Origin of the sequence: uncultured Chloroflexus sp. (genome assembly GCF_938091255.1) — a bacterium.
In the GTDB taxonomy this organism is placed as follows: domain Bacteria; phylum Chloroflexota; class Chloroflexia; order Chloroflexales; family Chloroflexaceae; genus Chloroflexus.
Genome location: NZ_CALLJH010000039.1, coordinates 1 through 14,722, shown reverse-complemented (window position 1 = coordinate 14,722; position 14,722 = coordinate 1). Strand labels below are relative to the sequence as shown.

The window sequence follows — 14,722 nt, the reverse complement described above, 5'->3', positions numbered from 1 at the left end:
TGTACAGCAAACCTTTCTGGTTGCAAGTTGCTTGCCATATTATGAGGGTTCTATCCATGAAACGCCGCTCACCGCTCTTCTTCATCTTCTTGACCATTTTCATTGACTTGCTCGGTATCGGCATTGTGCTGCCGCTGCTGCCCGAATATGCCAAAATCGTCGAACGTTCAAGCTGGCCGTGGCTGGCTGATAACCGCGCGCTAATTGTTGGCGCGCTAACTGCTTCATACGCGCTGATGCAATTTCTCTTCGCGCCCATTCTCGGCGCGCTTAGCGACCGCTTTGGCCGCCGCCCGGTGCTGCTCTTCAGCCTGTTTGGCGCTGGTCTCAGCTATCTGGTCTTTGCATTGGCCGAGCATTTGACCTTCCTTGGCGTAGAGACTGTGATAGGGTTGTTGTTCCTTGCCCGCATTGCCGCCGGTATCACCGGCGCTAGTATCAGCACGGCGCAAGCTTACATCGCCGATGTTACCCCGCCCAACGAGCGCGCACGCGGCTTGGGTATGATCGGCGCGGCATTCGGCCTCGGCTTTATGCTTGGCCCGGCCATTGGCGGTCTGCTGTCTAACGTTAGTTTGCAGGCGCCGATGTTCTTCGCCGCTGCGCTCAGCTTCGCCAATTTCGCCTTCGGCTTCTTCCGCCTGCCCGAGTCGTTGCCGCCTGAGAAGCGCGCCCGAACGGTGTCGCGCAACTTTAATCCTGTCAGTCGGTTGGTTGCGGTCGCCGGCGATGCCCGCGTCCAGCCCTTTATTCTCGGCAGCGTGCTGCTGAACCTCGCCTTTGCCGGTTTGCAAAGCAACTTCGCCGTCTACAGCGATGTGCGCTTCGGGTTTGGTCCACAACAGAATGCGCTCGTCTTTGCCTTTATCGGTTTGATCGCGGTGATTGTGCAAGGCTTTCTGATCCGCAAGCTAGTGCCGCAATTTGGTGAGGCGCGGCTGGCTATCGCTGGCTTGACGCTAATGACGATTGGGTTCATCGCTACTGGATTGGCTACGGCGGCATGGATGCTCTTTCCAGCAGTTGGTTTGGTTGCCCTCGGTAGCGGTATGGTTACGCCGTCGCTAACCAGCCTTGTTTCGCAATCGGTGCTGGCAACTGAACAGGGTACAACTCTTGGCGGTGTGCAGGCCTTCACGAGCCTCACTATGGTCTTCGGGCCATTGCTGGCCGGCATGGTGTTCGACCTAATTGGGCCGAGTGCGCCGTACCTGATCGGCGCCGGGTTGTTGGTCAGCGCCTTAGCAGTCTTGTTTGGTACGCTGCGCAACCGGTTGCTTAAGCTGCCCCAGCCGATCACAACGAATGCTACCGCCGAGGTGGCGGTGCATACCGACTAGTGAACTTCATAGTACAGAGTGTGGCAGTAACCTGCCGCACTCCCAACCCTGTACTGTTACCTTGCCCGGTTGCGTTCGAAAAAATCGCCAATTCCTCACATTTCGGTGTCTATACCTATTGACATATCTGTGCAACAATGCTATGCTAACTGTGCAAAGCATTGACAATACCAGAGACAGGAGAATTCCATGATTAAAGTAGGACGGCGCTGCCACATCGAGGGGGTCACGCCTGAGCAGGTGTTCACAACGTTGTCGGATCCTAGTTTGGTTAGCCAGATTTTGCCGCGTGTGCAAAAAACCGAGTTGCTAGATCGTGACGATGTGGCTCGCCATGCTCGCCTCGTCACCTATATGTCGATGGGTGGCTTATTTGGCACCATCCGCTGCGAAGGTGACCTAGTGTGGCAAGACAACCGCGAGATTGTGTTTACGGTGCGCACGCCGCTGCCGGTTGAAACGCGCTGGGTGATTAGTCAAGCCGTCAACGGCACTGATATTCAAGTGGTCATGGGCATTGACCTTGCGCCGATGCTGGGGATGATGGCATCGTTCGTGCCTGAGAAGACGGTCGCTGATATGCTTGGTGCTGATTTGGAAACCGCCCTGCGCGGCCTCGCTCGTCACACTCGCCAATCGCTGTCAGCCCGCGCTGCTGCCTGAGTAACACCCTTCCTGTCTCTGGTATAATCGCAGAGCGCCATTGCAATGGCGCTCTGCGATCTTTATTTTGCCGCTCCGGCGTAGAGTCGGGGGATGACTATGATCGACCTCATGCAGATCGGGCTTGGGTTCATTCTCAGCATTGCAATCGGCGGCGTCGCTTTTGCCCGTCGCTCGCTGAGTGAAAGTGGCTGGTTGGGCGCGGTGTTGGTCGGAACGCTTACGTTTGGCTTTGGCGGCTGGCCATGGGGATTAACGCTGATCGTCTTCTTTGTTACGAGCAGCATTCTCTCGCACTATAAAGAATCGATCAAAGAGCGGCGGGCTGCCGAGAAGTTTTCCAAGGGCGGCAGACGCGATTTCTTCCAGACCATCGCCAATGGCGGATTGGGCGCGCTCTGCGCGGTCGCGTTTGCGCTCAGCGGCCAGCCGTGGTGGCTGCTCGCAGCCTTCGTTGGCCTGATGGCAACAGTGAATGCTGATACGTGGGCCACCGAACTCGGCGTGCTCAGCCCGCACCAACCGCGCCTGATCACCACCCGCCAGCCGGTGCCGCCGGGCACGTCGGGCGGTGTTACCATGCTCGGCACCTCGGCTGCTGCAGCCGGTGGCCTCATTATCGGGCTGGCGATGTTTGGCTTTAGCGCGCTCGCCACGCCGGGTGACCCCTTACCGTGGTGGATGATCCCCGCCGGTCTGATCGGTGGCTTGGGCGGTGCCCTGTTTGATAGTTGGCTCGGCGCGACTGTCCAAGCTATTTATGTCTACCCAGACGGGCGCGAAACTGAGCGCCGGGTGGCTCGCGACGGCACCCCTAACCGATTCCTACGCGGCTGGCGCTGGATGGATAACGATCTGGTGAATTTGATTAGCTCGGTCGGTGGAGCGATCATCGCGATTGTCATCGCGATGATCGCCGGGGGCGTGCGGTAGGAGGGGCATTGCGCCGCGATGCCCCTCCTACCGTGCCCGCCGCAAGAGCACTAAACCCGCCACAATCATCAACACCGGGAACAGCAACGAGAGATTGACTCCCAATTGATCGAGCAGAATCAATCCGCCAACCCCAATCAAGATCAAACCAAGCAGGCTCCAGTTCCGCCGCCGTGGCGGCGTGGTCGCCAGATTGACTGTCTCACCAACTGCTGGCCCGCTGATCGGTTGGCCCGTCAGCGGATCAAACCGATAGCTCGGATCAGGTGCATACCCTACTCGTGCTTGCCCACCGCTTTGAGTTTGGCGGGCAAAGACCTCTTGGTTAGCCGGGGTTGTACCGCTGGCCGATGGGGTAAACGGCGTTGTCGGGGTCTCTTTCGGCATCACAATCCAGAGCACGAGATAGATCGGCAAGCTAATACCGTTGATGAAAAAGACCAGCACAAAGATGAGGCGGACGATCACTGGGTCAACAGCAAAGTATTGCGCCAGCCCGCCACAGACGCCGCCAATCATCTTGTCGGTGCTGCTGCGCGTGAGTCGAGTCTGCATAGATCACTCCTTCCCGCCGGGGCGCATGAGGCGCGCCTGCATGCTCTGGCGATATGACGTCGGCAACGCCGGATTGTTGCACCTTCCCGCCGGTTCTTATGCCTGCATCTGCGCTAACGCCTCCCGGTAAACCGGAAATGTATCGTGCCAGAGCACCATGCGCACCAGCGCCGGGGTCTGATGGAGCTGCAAATCTTCGCGGAGCGCGCGCAAGACCAACGGTGCTGCGCGCTCGACCGGGAATCCGTAGATGCCGGTGGCGATGCTAGGGAAGGCGATACTGTCCAGACCGTATTGGCGAGCCAACGCGAGACTGGCATGGTACGCGCTTATCAACAGCCGGTCGGCTTCTTCCGGTGCATAACGGCTAAAGATGGGTCCTACCGCGTGAATCACATACCGCGCCGGCAAAGCAAAACCGGGGGTAATTCGCGCCTCGCCGGTTGGGCAGGGAGCCACCGAGTTGCACGCCTGCTGCATCTGCTCGGCGCCAGCCGCGCGGAAGATTGCGCCGCATACCCCGCCGCCTTGCTGCAACGCCTCATTGGCGGCATTGACAATCGCATCGACCGCTTGCGTGACGAGATCCCCCTCAACCAGTTCAATCCGAGATTGGCCCACCTGCAGCGAGAGAACCTGAGCCATTGCGCGCCTCCTTGGCTTGCCTACAGCTTGTTCGATGTCGTATGTAACGAAGAAATGTAGCAGACCATGCGGAGTTTGTAAACCACTGTCGTCAAACGTGATCGTAGGTGCAGCGCTGCTGTACGTCGGGACGCGCTTGCCCATTGCGCACCGCCGGAGACGGCTGCGCCATCTCCCCCGATTCGCCACATCCTTTGCAACATTTACGCGCGCGCAACGTATCTTGTCGTAAAAGAATCCAGCTAGTTCCACGAGGTCACAATGCCACCATCACCGCTCAATCCCCTGCTCAGTAACATTACCGGTGTTTTCCGGCAGTTGGCCCACACCGCTCAGCATGTCGTACAACCAAACGACATCATCAAGGCACCGACCGCCCTGCTCGCGCCTGAACGTCGGGTGGCGCTGCTGATCGACGGCGAAAACTGCCCAGCCACTTACGCCGAACAGGTCATGCGCCACCTTGCCCACGAATATGGCGCAATCGTGGCGCGCCGGGTCTATGCCAACTGGTCATTGCCCAATAACTACAGTTGGATCGAGCCGGTGGCGCGCTACAATCTGCGCCCCATCCATCATGGCCGGGTGGCGACGAACAAGAACGCAATCGACATCTTGCTCACCGTTGAGGCAATGGAGCTGCTCTGCCAAGAGCAGATCACCTGTTTTTACCTCGCCGCCAGCGATAGCGACTACACACCGCTGGTCAACCGCTTGCGCGCTGCCGGCGCTGAAGTGATCGTGATCGGTAATGGCCATACGTCCGACTCCTTGAAAGAAGCGTGTAACCGCTTTATCCCGCTGGCCAAACCAGAACCGGCCAAGAGCGGCGAGAGTATGGGTGAGAGCGGCATTCAAGCTGCAAGCCTCGCACCGCTGCACAATATGCCCGCCATAACGCAACCGACCCAAGCTCTCCCTCTGCCATCATCCCTCACCACACCCACCTCTACTGGCGCGTTTGCATCCTTGGTTAGTGACACAAGCCCCTCTACCCAATCTTCCCCGTCACCAGCAGAGGCGTCTCCGACACCGGTCACGATCCGCCCCTTGCCCGACGCTGCGCTCCTGATAGTGCAAATCCTGCAATACATCAGCAGACGAACTATCGAAGGATGGGTTGGTGTAGGTGTGCTCGGCCAACAACTGCGGCGTATCGACCCAACCTTCACTGCCAATCAGTCTGGCTACAATAAGCTATCACAACTGATTGCGGCGTGTGCGATCGAATATCCACGCTTCTTCGAGACACGGGAAGTGACACATAACCAACTCGATGTCCGACTCAAGGTGAGGGTATCTGTCTTTGGTTGAACAATTGGCCAACTGCCCACCAACCCTTCATTTGTGCTATCATGGCGTTGCAAAAACCGCGCGATCACGTTTTACAACCTGCGTCAAATATGATAGGATCAAGTTAACAACAACTCTACCCAACACAGGAGGACATGACCATCGAGACCGGAATGATTGCCCGCCGCATCGTCGAGCTGGTCGAAGACAAGCAGGCCCACGACATTATGCTGCTTGACATTCGTCCGCAGACAACCATCGCTGATTACTTCATCATCTGCACCGCCGACAACGATCGGCAGATGCGCGCGATCATCGACCACATCGACGAGAAGATTTCGATCGAGCACGGGTTAAACCCGCGTATCGAGGGGAGCGCCGACACCGGCTGGATCGTGCTCGACTATCGCGATATCGTCGTGCATATCTTTAGCCAGAGCCAGCGTGAGTACTATCGGCTCGAGCGCCTCTGGAGCAAGGCGATGCCGGTAGTCGTCGTACAGTGAGGAGTATTATGGGCAAGGAGACTACGCGGCGCAGAGCGGCGTCGCGACGCAAGCGGTTTGTATTGTTCGCCAGCGGCGCTGCGCTTGGCAGCGCGCTCGGCCTCATTGCCGGATCAGTCCTGACCTTCTGGCTAGGTGAGGGAGCGCTGCGCGCTATTCAGCGCGGTCTGCGCCGGCTCGGCGGCGATGATGGACGACCGCATTTTGACCTGCTGATGCAGTAGGCTATGCCGAATCGGGTAACGATGGAGTTGCCTGCAAGCGGATGCTCTCCGGTTGTCTGAGCATAGAAGGCGACTCTGGCGTTAGCATGCGCCAGAGTCGTTTGTATCAGCGAGAGGAGTGTGCATGGATCTGGAAGGAAAAGTGGCGATTGTCACCGGCGGAACCGGCGGGTTAGGAGTTGCGGTGGTGGAACGGCTGCTTGGCGCCGGTGCAACCGTAATCACCCCCTATGTTAATAAAGCGGCATTTGCGCAGTTACGCGAGCATTGCCCCACCGTGATTGGCACATGCGTCGATCTGACCGATGAAGCGGCGGCCAAGGCGGCCTATGACGCGATTGTGGCGACGCATGGCGGCATTGATATTCTGGTCAATTCAGCCGGCGGCTTCGCCGGCGGTGCGCCGGTGCATCAGACACCATGGTCACTCTGGCAAAGCCAGCTCGACATCAACCTCAAGACGGCGGTCATCTCGTGCGCAGCGGCGATCCCCCACATGATCGCGCGCGGCGGCGGCGCGATCGTCAATGTCAGCAGCCGCACCGCCACCCAAACCGGCGCCAACCTTGCCGCTTACGCCGCTGCCAAGCGCGCCGTGCTGCAACTAACCGAAGCGCTCGCCGCCGAACTCCTCCCGCACAATATTACTGTCAACGCCGTGCTGCCAAGTGTGATCGACACCCCCACCAACCGGGCAGCCATGCCCACTGCCAATCACGATCTCTGGGTTAAACCAGCCGAGATTGCTGCGGTGATCCATTTTCTCGTTGGCCCGAAAGCGCGCATCATCAGTGGCGCCGCTATTCCGGTGTACGGTAAGGCATAACCTCTCAGCGTTGAACCAGAACGAGGGCTGTGTACGGGCAGACGTAACCTCCTCTAGCTGCCAACGCTCTGCCCAACACCTAGCCTCGGCTTGACACCCTTATTCCCCTGCCCTACAATCACTCATAGCCCCGTTGCAACGTGACCAAGCTGTCAGCAATCATCTCATATGAGGTTGGTATGCCATCCGACGAGCAGACCTTGCTGCGCGAGCTTAACGATCTGCGCCAACGGTATGCCATGCTCGTGCGCGCTTTGCGTTTGATGATCTACGACTACGATGTTGCTACCGGTGTGATTTCGTGGAGTGGCGAAACTGAATATGTCTGTGGGCGCACCATCAATGAGCTTGACGGTGGTATTGCTCAATGGGAAGCGTTGATCCATCCCGAAGACCGTGAACGGGCGTTGCAACTGTTGGGTGAGGCTGAGACGAAGCTGAGCGAGTATGACATCGAGTATCGCTTCCAGCACAAGAACGGCTCGTATGTATGGATTCTCGACCGTGGTTACTTTCTTGCCGGCCCTGACGGCAAAGCGGCGCGGATGGTCGGTATGATGCAGAACATTAGCGAAATCAAGGCGATTGAGTTCGAGCGGCTGCGTATGCAAGAAGAGATTATCGCTGCGCAAGAGCGAGCGCTGCGCGAGCTGAGCACGCCGCTGGTGCCGATCAGCGAGCGGGCGGTTGCACTGCCGCTGGTCGGTGTGATCGACCAACGCCGCGCGAGCTTGATCATTGAGACTTTGCTCGAAGGCGTCGCCACCCGCGGCGCTGAGATGGTCATCATCGACATCACTGGTGTCGCTACGGTTGACACCTTTATCGCCGACGCGCTGATCCGGGCGGCGCGAGCAGTGCGCTTGCTGGGGGCGCATGTGGTGTTGACCGGGATTAGCCCTGAAGTGGCGCAAACGCTGGTTAGCCTCGGCGCCGATTTGAGCGTGTTTGAAACCCGCGCTACGCTGCAAGATGGGATTGCGCTGGCGATGAATGGTGAGCTTGCTCGGGGAAAAGGCAGCGGATTAGCAAAAAGGTAAGGGCGGGTTTCAAACCCGCCCCTGCGATGGATCGTGATCGGTTAGAAGAACAATTTCGCCAACCGTAAAATCCCTTGGCTCCACGGCACGCGGTGCGACACGCCAGTCTGCTGGCCAAACCGCTTGGCGTTGGCAACGTACCACTGGTAATTGCGCACCAGCGCTTCTTTATTCGAGTATTTCGGCGTAAAGCCCAACACCCGCTCGGCCTTTTCGACCGACACAAACGAGTCTTCGGTCACGGTGCCATACGCCCACTTATAGACCGGCGACAGCTTGAGCTTTTCGAGAATCGCCAGTGCCCAGACCATCGGCGCCGCTGGGAAGGTAATGATCTTCTTGCCGTGACCGGCTGCGTCGAGCACTGCTTGAAAATCCTCTTTGATCGTGGTGAACTCTTTGGCGCCGATATTGAAGGTGTCGTTCACCCGATCGCGATCGAGCGTCAAGCAACGCACAATCGCCTCGCAGAGGTCTTCGACATCGAGCAACTGGTAGCGATTCTTGCCATTGCCGGGCAACGGGAAGTTGTGGCCCTCCATTGCCCAATCGTACAGCATAGCAAAGATGCCGAGCCGCTCAGGGCCAACGAACGACTTAGGCCGCAAGATGGGCACGCACATCCCCGCCTTGCGGAACTCAAGGCACAGCTCTTCGGCCTTGACCTTCGCTTCGCCATACGGCCCAACCCCGCTGAGCCGATCTGTTTCCACCAACGGGTGATGGTCAGGAATACCATACACGGCGGTTGACGAGATATGGACGACCCGCTCGACGCCATGCTCGCGCGCCGACTCAAGCACATTGTGGGTGCCGTCAATATCGGTCGAAAAGATGTCAGCTGGCGAATAGAGCGGTAACGCCGCTGCCGTATGCACGACAAACTTTACATCCTTCATGGCCCGATCGACCACCGCCCGATCGCGGATGTCACCCGTATGCTCCTCGATCTGGCTTCGCTCAGGATAGTCGAAGGGGGCAATATCCAGCGAACGCACAACATAGCCGCGCGCCAAGAGATACCGCACCAGATTGATACCGAGAAATCCGGCGCCGCCGGTAATTAAAACCCGATCAGCCATACATTTCCTGCCTACTATTCGCTTTGTTGTAAGAGTGCCCGAATCAGAGCGCCACGTGCGATTATACCCGACAGCCGGCCATCTGAATCAACTACCGGTAACCGTTCGGCATTCACGTTCAGCAATTGGCGGGCGGCAGCGCCCAACCCTGCATCGATCGTCACTATTGCCGGTGCCGGCTCGACCAAGCTATCAATTGCCCGGCGCGCGCCGGGCAGCGCCGCCGCCGGAGTGGGTTGCGACCGTTGCAAAGCGGCCAACAGCGCCGCGCGTTCTTCACCCTGTAAGCGCATGAGCACGTTGCTCAAACGCAAGATTCCGGCCAGTCGTCCATCGCCATCAACCACAAACAAGAGATGACTCGGTGCAGTAATCAGCATCGCCAACGCTACGGCCAACGGCTGGCCAAGCGTAACCCGCGCCGTCGCAGCCTGCATCACCATCCCAACCCGCGCCTCAACCGCTATCGTATCGGTTGGTTCTGGTTGGCGCGCTGCTGCCAGCAAGACTTCGCGCTGGCCGAAGATGCCCGCTAACCGACCCTGCCCATCAAGCACCGGCACCTGCGCATACCCCCACTCGATCATCATCGTCAACGCCTGCGGGATTGGCATAGTCAGAGGGACGCCACGCACCTCGCGATTGGCTACCTCGCCTACCGTGCGCCCGTGCATCGCTGTCAGCGCAGCAGCACTTTCCGCCGGTTCCAGCACACCGAGCAAACTGGGCGGTAAACGTAACCCACCACGCCACACCAATTCACGGGCCGAGATCGTCCCAACCACGGTTTCGTTCTCCATCACTGCCAAGAGATCAGCTTGCGCAGTAGCGATCTGCTCAAGCGCCGCAAGCAGGGGGGCATCCGCTGCAATTGTCGCCACCTCGGTCTGCATCAGATCCGACACCAACTGTTCGGTGCCAAACGGCCCGCTGGGACGTAATACACCCTGCGCCACTTCTACCGGCTCGATCGTGATCAGGGCATCGCGAGCCACCACACGAATCAAGGGTAAGATGCGTTGGATACGCCCAGCGTGGTCAACCCACTCAATAATGACCGGCTGCCGTTCGGCGTCCGGCAGGGTTTGTCGGCGAGGGCCAAACCCACCCAATGCCGACAATGCTGTCGCACCGGTCGCTCCACTCTGGCGTAATTCAGCTAGCACCGCCTGATACAACGGTCGATCGCCAGCCCGATCTTCACCGTTGAGGTAGATACGCACTCGTTGCACCGTTGGCTCGGCCATAGCTAGATGCTCCTATAATGTGGTGTTACTTCCGGCGCAGAGGAGCGCCTCAAAGGTTCGTCGCAGTAATCATCTTATTGGACAATGAGATACATTCACCAATAATACCAATCTGGGTATAACATCATAAGTAGCCCAAAGGTCATGCTTGACAAAATGAGAAGTCAATGAGAATCATAAGGATATATATTGTTTCAGTGCACTAGTTTTGTTCGTCGGAGGCCCTTATGAGCCGAGAACTAACCCTCATCGGCGTGTCCGGTTCACGAACCGGGCAACACATCGTCGTCAATCGCCGTTCGATGGTGATTGGCAGCGCGCGTCACTGCGACATTGTGCTGCACGATCGGCAGGTACTTGAACGTCATGCCGAGATTGGGCAGGCGCTCGAACGCTGGTTTATCACCCCGCTTGATACCGGCGCGTTGGTGGCTTTGAACGGCCATCGCATCAACGGACGCCAGCGTTTGCAGAGCGGAGATCTGCTATCGATCGGCAGTGCGGCGTTTAAGGTGGCCGATCGGTAACGTGATCGCGCCAACGGGGTGAGCGTGCCGCCGGTAGGATTAGTCCTGCCGGCGGCAACGTTTTATCTCATCAACTATAAGATTCCCCATACAACCACCTTGCGCTCTTCGCGCCTTTGCGTTTATTGACCCTGCGCCCTTGCCCGCTTTGCGCCTTCAAAATCCGACATCAATGATCGTCCGTCCGGTGCGATCTTGGAAGAAGCCGACCCCATCTTGGATGAGACCGACGTAGAAGCCCATGCGGGTTTCGCGCTGCAAAATCCGCACCCGGCCAATAATCTCGGCCTCTTCACCGGGATAGAGAAAATCTTCCACGAACGGTTGTGCCCACTCTGCGGGCGGGCGCGGCGAAATTGACCAGCGGTACGGGTAACGCTTCGGCCCACCGCCACTGTTGGCATCCCAATCCATGCCAACCCGCCAGAAACCACCAGCCTGTGCCGCATAGATCCCATCTTCGACTGATGAGAAGACCTCATCGGTAGTGTATTCATACCCACTTGGTGGGCCATACGTTCGGATCGGCACCGTACCTGTGTTGCGCACCCGGATAGTGACAGTAATTACCTCTCCTAACATGACCCGTTGCGGCGCAATCATCGAGTAAACAATCCGCGCTTCAGGCTGGCCAACATCGGCCAGCGTGATCTGTCCCTGTCGCTGCACGACATTGCCAAACGGATCTTCGGCGCGCACTGTATAGGTATAGACACCAGCCTCAAGCAATGAGCCATTCGGTCGTTTGCCATTCCAAACGTGCCGCTGCTCATAAGGCCCCTCCTCCTCGCGGGTAACTACCGGAATCACCTCACCGTTAGGCGCCAGTACCTCAATATTTACCGTCGCACTCACTGGCAAGCGATACGTAAACTCGGCCACGTCATCAATCGCATCTGCATTCGGTGAAATGACTGGCGGCCAGACCATCAGATTTTCGATGATCGGTGGCTCGATTGCTTGACCAACGATTGTCAACGGCAACCGCCGCTCAGCAGTCGTATTGCCATCAGCCGCGCGCGCTGCCACGACCAGCGTATATTGGCCGGGAGGCAGCAACCGGCGTACCACCTGCGGATCATTGGTCGGCACACTGCCATCAAAGCGCAACACATACGGTTCGGTGGCCGCAGCCCGCGGCTGCGCCCGGCGCAGATCGTAGCGCTGGCCGGCAGCATCGAGCACATAAATATCAACTAGCGCCGCCCGACCAATCTCATAGCTGATAGCAAGCGGTGTACCTGCCCCCGGCTCATACCGTTCGGAACTCGCCGTTACCTCTCCGAGCAATGGCGTGGCGGCGCATCCGCTTAGACCGACCAACGCCAGCCAAAACATGCCAATACCAAGAATCGTCACCAGCGGGCGCGCAAGGCGCCGCGTCATACCGTTCATTTACCATCCTCCACCTGTATGCCTCGCCGTGCTGTCGCACAGACAGATCACTGGCTGCACCTAACGCAGATCGTAGCAATGTAACAATTCGCGACTTTCACACCTTTGCGTTTCCCCTTCGCACCTCTCCATCCACTACACCTGTGGACTCAATCAGCTACCGGTCGTCTCATTCCTGCAAGCTGGTGTTGCAACGCCCGCCCCCCAGCCAATGAAGGCACGATCGCAAGAACTGCTAACAGCGCTGCTACTCGCATGGCCACATCATAGCCGCCGGCCAAGATCGGCGGCGGCGCAGCCGTAATCGGCGTCATCGGGCCGCCGTTCAAGGCAAAAATCTGCGACGCCCAGATCGCGCCGGCCAGCGCAATCCCGCCAGTTTGACCGACGGTACGCACGACCGCCAGCAGACCGCTCGCCACCCCTAACGCCTCTGGCGGGGCATTGCCCAGCACGGTGCTATTATTTGGGCTTTGAAACAAACCGACGCCGATCCCCAACAACACCAAAAACCCCAGCATCTGCGGCGGTGGCGTCGTGGGTGTGCTGGCGCTCAAACCCAACAGGGCGACGGCAGCAATCGCCAACCCAGCGATGGTCAACACTCGCGGGCCAAAGCGATCCGACAGCCGTCCACTCATCGGCGATGTCAATGACAGGGCAATCGGCAATGCCATCAACATAAAACCAGTGCGTTGTAAATCAAACTGGTAGACCAGTTGGAAAAAGAGCGGAGTTAGCAACAAATTGAAGGAAATGCCAAGAAAGAGCACAAATGACGCAAGCAGATTCAGCGAGAACGCCAAACGTTGGAAGATGCGCAGATTGAGCATCGGTTGCGGTATGCGCCATTCCCAGAACAGAAAGAGTACGCCCCCGATCAGAGCGGCAACAAAGAGACCAATCACCCGTCTATCATTCCAGCCCCACAGCGGCCCTTCGGTCAGACCTAACAATAGGCAAAACAGCGCCAACGCCAACAACCCGGCACCAACCAGATCGAACCGCTGACCGGCCCGCGCCGGCTGGTCTGGCGCAATCGAACGCATCGTCAACCACCACCCTAGTGCGCCGATCGGCAAATTCACCAAAAAGATCGCCTCCCAGCCAACGTAACGCAGCAGCATACCACCCAACGCTGGGCCGATCAAGATGCCAGTAGCCACAAATGACCCAATCGCACCCAAGGCCATTCCCCGCTGGCTAGGCGGAAACGCCGTCACCAGCAGCGCCGGCCCCACCGCTTGCACCATTGCCGCGCCGATGCCTTGCAAGACACGGAACCCGATCAGCGTCCCGATCGATGGTGCCGTCGCACAGAGCAACGAGGCCACGGTAAAGAGCGCAAACCCAATCAAATAGATGCGGCGTTTGCCATACATATCACCCAAACGCCCCATAATCAAAAGCGTACAAGCAAGGGTAAGTAAATAACCCAGCACCACCCACTCAACCACGTTTAGATTGCTCTGAAACGCTTGCACCAGCGTATTGAGCGCAATATTGACAATCGAGCCATCGATGGTCGAAATCAACACCCCACTCCCGACTGCTGCCAGTGCCCACCATTTCCGCCGTTCTTCCACCATGCACCTCGTCGCCGCGACCTTACTACCGCGAGCATTCTACCGCACTCTGGGCGTGTGATGGGGAATGCAAACGCAGAAGGGGCGACCAACCGGTCGCCCCTTGCTCAGATGGGTCATTGCGCGTATGCTACAACACATCCGTAACTAAATCATACGCCCGACCGAAATCGGTCGGGCGTAGCCAGCAGCAGCATGTAATTGAATTACGGATTGATCGTGCCAGCCAGTTGCTCGAACAGGTTGGAAATGTTCCCACCGAGCAGGGTCAACGCACCGATGACAACGACGGCGATCAGAACGAGAATGAGCGCGTACTCGACCAGACCCTGTCCCTCTTCCTTGGCGAAGAAGCTGCGAAGCATTGTGTTCCTCCTGAAGACTAGTGCGGTTTAACTATATTGTGGAATAACTCTCCACGCTCGTCAGTATAAGACCTCAGCAATGAAAATCCAATAGCCAGAGAGTACCATTTTGTGCCAGTACTACAATGCCTTAGTACCGCCTTGGAATGGGACTGGTGTACCATTCAAACGTGAAAGTTTTGTTAGATTCAAAATAACAGAAATTATAATACTACAATGCGTAGTTTAAAAACCAACGATCACAAAAAGTTTAAAAAAGGTTTTAACGATAGGCGGGTATTTCTGTACCGGCCGCTCTAGGTTCTTGCTGGAGGGTAAGATCAGGAGCGGATGACATTCCAGCTCGCTGCGCCCTTACGGCAACGGGATGGTCGCCGCAACACGGGTACCACGCCCAATCGAACTTTCGATCCCGAATTCACCCTGCAACAAGACCTCAATCTGTTGGCGCATGTTGGCCAATCCCATATTTTTGCGCGTACCAGCACTCGCAAT

Annotated in this window: 16 protein-coding genes; 9 read left to right on the top strand and 7 right to left on the bottom strand. The window is 57.7% G+C overall.

The window, feature by feature from the left end; genetic code table 11:
• Window positions 1–56: 56 nt before the first annotated feature.
• The 3 genes from Q1A00_RS13445 to Q1A00_RS13435 all read left to right on the top strand — a co-directional run bounded on the left by Q1A00_RS13445 (window position 57) and on the right by Q1A00_RS13435 (window position 2,936).
• Entirely contained in the window at window positions 57–1,340 is a 1,284-nt protein-coding gene (locus Q1A00_RS13445) for an MFS transporter (protein WP_298402524.1), read from the top strand.
• 189 nt (window positions 1,341–1,529) lie between these two features.
• Window positions 1,530–2,003, top strand: a complete 474-nt coding sequence (locus Q1A00_RS13440; RefSeq protein WP_298402526.1) for an SRPBCC family protein — start codon at window positions 1,530–1,532, stop codon at window positions 2,001–2,003.
• A 99-nt stretch (window positions 2,004–2,102) separates the two neighbouring features.
• Window positions 2,103–2,936, top strand: coding sequence for a DUF92 domain-containing protein (locus Q1A00_RS13435; protein WP_298482777.1), 834 nt, complete (start codon window positions 2,103–2,105; stop codon window positions 2,934–2,936).
• 27 nt (window positions 2,937–2,963) lie between these two features.
• On the opposite strand, the gene Q1A00_RS13430 is transcribed toward Q1A00_RS13435, so the two are convergent.
• A complete protein-coding gene (locus tag Q1A00_RS13430) occupies window positions 2,964–3,491 on the bottom strand; it encodes a PspC domain-containing protein (RefSeq protein ID WP_298402530.1) in 528 nt (175 codons plus the stop codon).
• Window positions 3,492–3,587: 96 nt separating this feature from the next.
• On the bottom strand, window positions 3,588–4,136 hold the full coding sequence (locus tag Q1A00_RS13425; protein WP_299645207.1) for a macro domain-containing protein: 549 nt from the start codon (window positions 4,134–4,136) through the stop codon (window positions 3,588–3,590).
• Window positions 4,137–4,397: 261 nt separating this feature from the next.
• Here Q1A00_RS13425 and Q1A00_RS13420 point away from each other — a divergent pair, with 261 nt between their 5' ends.
• From Q1A00_RS13420 to Q1A00_RS13400, 5 genes are all read left to right on the top strand, one after another.
• Entirely contained in the window at window positions 4,398–5,450 is a 1,053-nt protein-coding gene (locus Q1A00_RS13420) for an NYN domain-containing protein (RefSeq protein WP_299757304.1), read from the top strand.
• A gap of 134 nt (window positions 5,451–5,584) precedes the next feature.
• Window positions 5,585–5,935: a ribosome silencing factor gene (gene rsfS / locus Q1A00_RS13415; protein WP_298402533.1), complete on the top strand. Its 351-nt coding sequence runs from the start codon at window positions 5,585–5,587 to the stop codon at window positions 5,933–5,935.
• 8 nt (window positions 5,936–5,943) lie between these two features.
• Window positions 5,944–6,159 (top strand): hypothetical protein, encoded by a 216-nt coding sequence (locus Q1A00_RS13410; protein WP_298402535.1) that lies wholly within the window; start codon window positions 5,944–5,946, stop codon window positions 6,157–6,159.
• Between the two features lie 124 nt (window positions 6,160–6,283).
• A complete protein-coding gene (locus Q1A00_RS13405) occupies window positions 6,284–6,985 on the top strand; it encodes an SDR family NAD(P)-dependent oxidoreductase (RefSeq protein WP_298402537.1) in 702 nt (233 codons plus the stop codon).
• A 179-nt stretch (window positions 6,986–7,164) separates the two neighbouring features.
• A complete protein-coding gene (locus Q1A00_RS13400) occupies window positions 7,165–8,025 on the top strand; it encodes a PAS domain-containing protein (protein WP_298483305.1) in 861 nt (286 codons plus the stop codon).
• 41 nt (window positions 8,026–8,066) lie between these two features.
• On the opposite strand, the gene Q1A00_RS13395 is transcribed toward Q1A00_RS13400, so the two are convergent.
• The gene (locus tag Q1A00_RS13395) at window positions 8,067–9,107 is read right to left on the bottom strand and encodes an NAD(P)-dependent oxidoreductase (RefSeq protein WP_298407244.1); all 1,041 of its coding nucleotides are present in this window, start codon (window positions 9,105–9,107) and stop codon (window positions 8,067–8,069) included.
• Between the two features lie 14 nt (window positions 9,108–9,121).
• Window positions 9,122–10,354 (bottom strand): DUF190 domain-containing protein, encoded by a 1,233-nt coding sequence (locus tag Q1A00_RS13390; RefSeq protein WP_298407241.1) that lies wholly within the window; start codon window positions 10,352–10,354, stop codon window positions 9,122–9,124.
• Between the two features lie 227 nt (window positions 10,355–10,581).
• On the opposite strand from Q1A00_RS13390, the gene Q1A00_RS13385 reads away from it, so the two are divergent.
• On the top strand, window positions 10,582–10,881 hold the full coding sequence (locus Q1A00_RS13385; protein WP_298407239.1) for an FHA domain-containing protein: 300 nt from the start codon (window positions 10,582–10,584) through the stop codon (window positions 10,879–10,881).
• Window positions 10,882–11,037: 156 nt separating this feature from the next.
• Here Q1A00_RS13385 and Q1A00_RS13380 read toward each other — a convergent pair whose 3' ends face one another.
• From Q1A00_RS13380 to Q1A00_RS13370, 3 genes are all read right to left on the bottom strand, one after another.
• Complete coding sequence (locus Q1A00_RS13380; protein WP_298407237.1) at window positions 11,038–12,267, bottom strand: hypothetical protein; 1,230 nt, start codon at window positions 12,265–12,267, stop codon at window positions 11,038–11,040.
• Window positions 12,268–12,425: 158 nt separating this feature from the next.
• The gene (locus Q1A00_RS13375; protein ID WP_299645143.1) at window positions 12,426–13,865 is read right to left on the bottom strand and encodes an MFS transporter; all 1,440 of its coding nucleotides are present in this window, start codon (window positions 13,863–13,865) and stop codon (window positions 12,426–12,428) included.
• A gap of 203 nt (window positions 13,866–14,068) precedes the next feature.
• Window positions 14,069–14,227 (bottom strand): Flp family type IVb pilin, encoded by a 159-nt coding sequence (locus Q1A00_RS13370; RefSeq protein WP_298407232.1) that lies wholly within the window; start codon window positions 14,225–14,227, stop codon window positions 14,069–14,071.
• Between the last annotated feature and the right edge of the window lie 495 nt (window positions 14,228–14,722).

Excerpts from the sequence above, each read along its gene's own strand:
- Q1A00_RS13440 (WP_298402526.1), top strand. The coding sequence starts at position 1,530 with ATGATTAAAGTAGGACGGCGCTGCCACATCGAGGGGGTCACGCCTGAG.
- Q1A00_RS13425 (WP_299645207.1), bottom strand. The coding sequence starts at position 4,136 with ATGGCTCAGGTTCTCTCGCTGCAGGTGGGCCAATCTCGGATTGAACTG.
- Q1A00_RS13380 (WP_298407237.1), bottom strand. The coding sequence starts at position 12,267 with ATGACGCGGCGCCTTGCGCGCCCGCTGGTGACGATTCTTGGTATTGGC.
- Q1A00_RS13420 (WP_299757304.1), top strand. The coding sequence starts at position 4,398 with ATGCCACCATCACCGCTCAATCCCCTGCTCAGTAACATTACCGGTGTT.
- Q1A00_RS13410 (WP_298402535.1), top strand. The coding sequence starts at position 5,944 with ATGGGCAAGGAGACTACGCGGCGCAGAGCGGCGTCGCGACGCAAGCGG.
- Q1A00_RS13370 (WP_298407232.1), bottom strand. The coding sequence starts at position 14,227 with ATGCTTCGCAGCTTCTTCGCCAAGGAAGAGGGACAGGGTCTGGTCGAG.
- Q1A00_RS13395 (WP_298407244.1), bottom strand. The coding sequence starts at position 9,107 with ATGGCTGATCGGGTTTTAATTACCGGCGGCGCCGGATTTCTCGGTATC.
- Q1A00_RS13385 (WP_298407239.1), top strand. The coding sequence starts at position 10,582 with ATGAGCCGAGAACTAACCCTCATCGGCGTGTCCGGTTCACGAACCGGG.
- Q1A00_RS13390 (WP_298407241.1), bottom strand. The coding sequence starts at position 10,354 with ATGGCCGAGCCAACGGTGCAACGAGTGCGTATCTACCTCAACGGTGAA.
- Q1A00_RS13445 (WP_298402524.1), top strand. The coding sequence starts at position 57 with ATGAAACGCCGCTCACCGCTCTTCTTCATCTTCTTGACCATTTTCATT.
- rsfS (WP_298402533.1), top strand. The coding sequence starts at position 5,585 with ATGACCATCGAGACCGGAATGATTGCCCGCCGCATCGTCGAGCTGGTC.
- Q1A00_RS13375 (WP_299645143.1), bottom strand. The coding sequence starts at position 13,865 with ATGGTGGAAGAACGGCGGAAATGGTGGGCACTGGCAGCAGTCGGGAGT.
- Q1A00_RS13430 (WP_298402530.1), bottom strand. The coding sequence starts at position 3,491 with ATGCAGACTCGACTCACGCGCAGCAGCACCGACAAGATGATTGGCGGC.
- Q1A00_RS13405 (WP_298402537.1), top strand. The coding sequence starts at position 6,284 with ATGGATCTGGAAGGAAAAGTGGCGATTGTCACCGGCGGAACCGGCGGG.
- Q1A00_RS13400 (WP_298483305.1), top strand. The coding sequence starts at position 7,165 with ATGCCATCCGACGAGCAGACCTTGCTGCGCGAGCTTAACGATCTGCGC.
- Q1A00_RS13435 (WP_298482777.1), top strand. The coding sequence starts at position 2,103 with ATGATCGACCTCATGCAGATCGGGCTTGGGTTCATTCTCAGCATTGCA.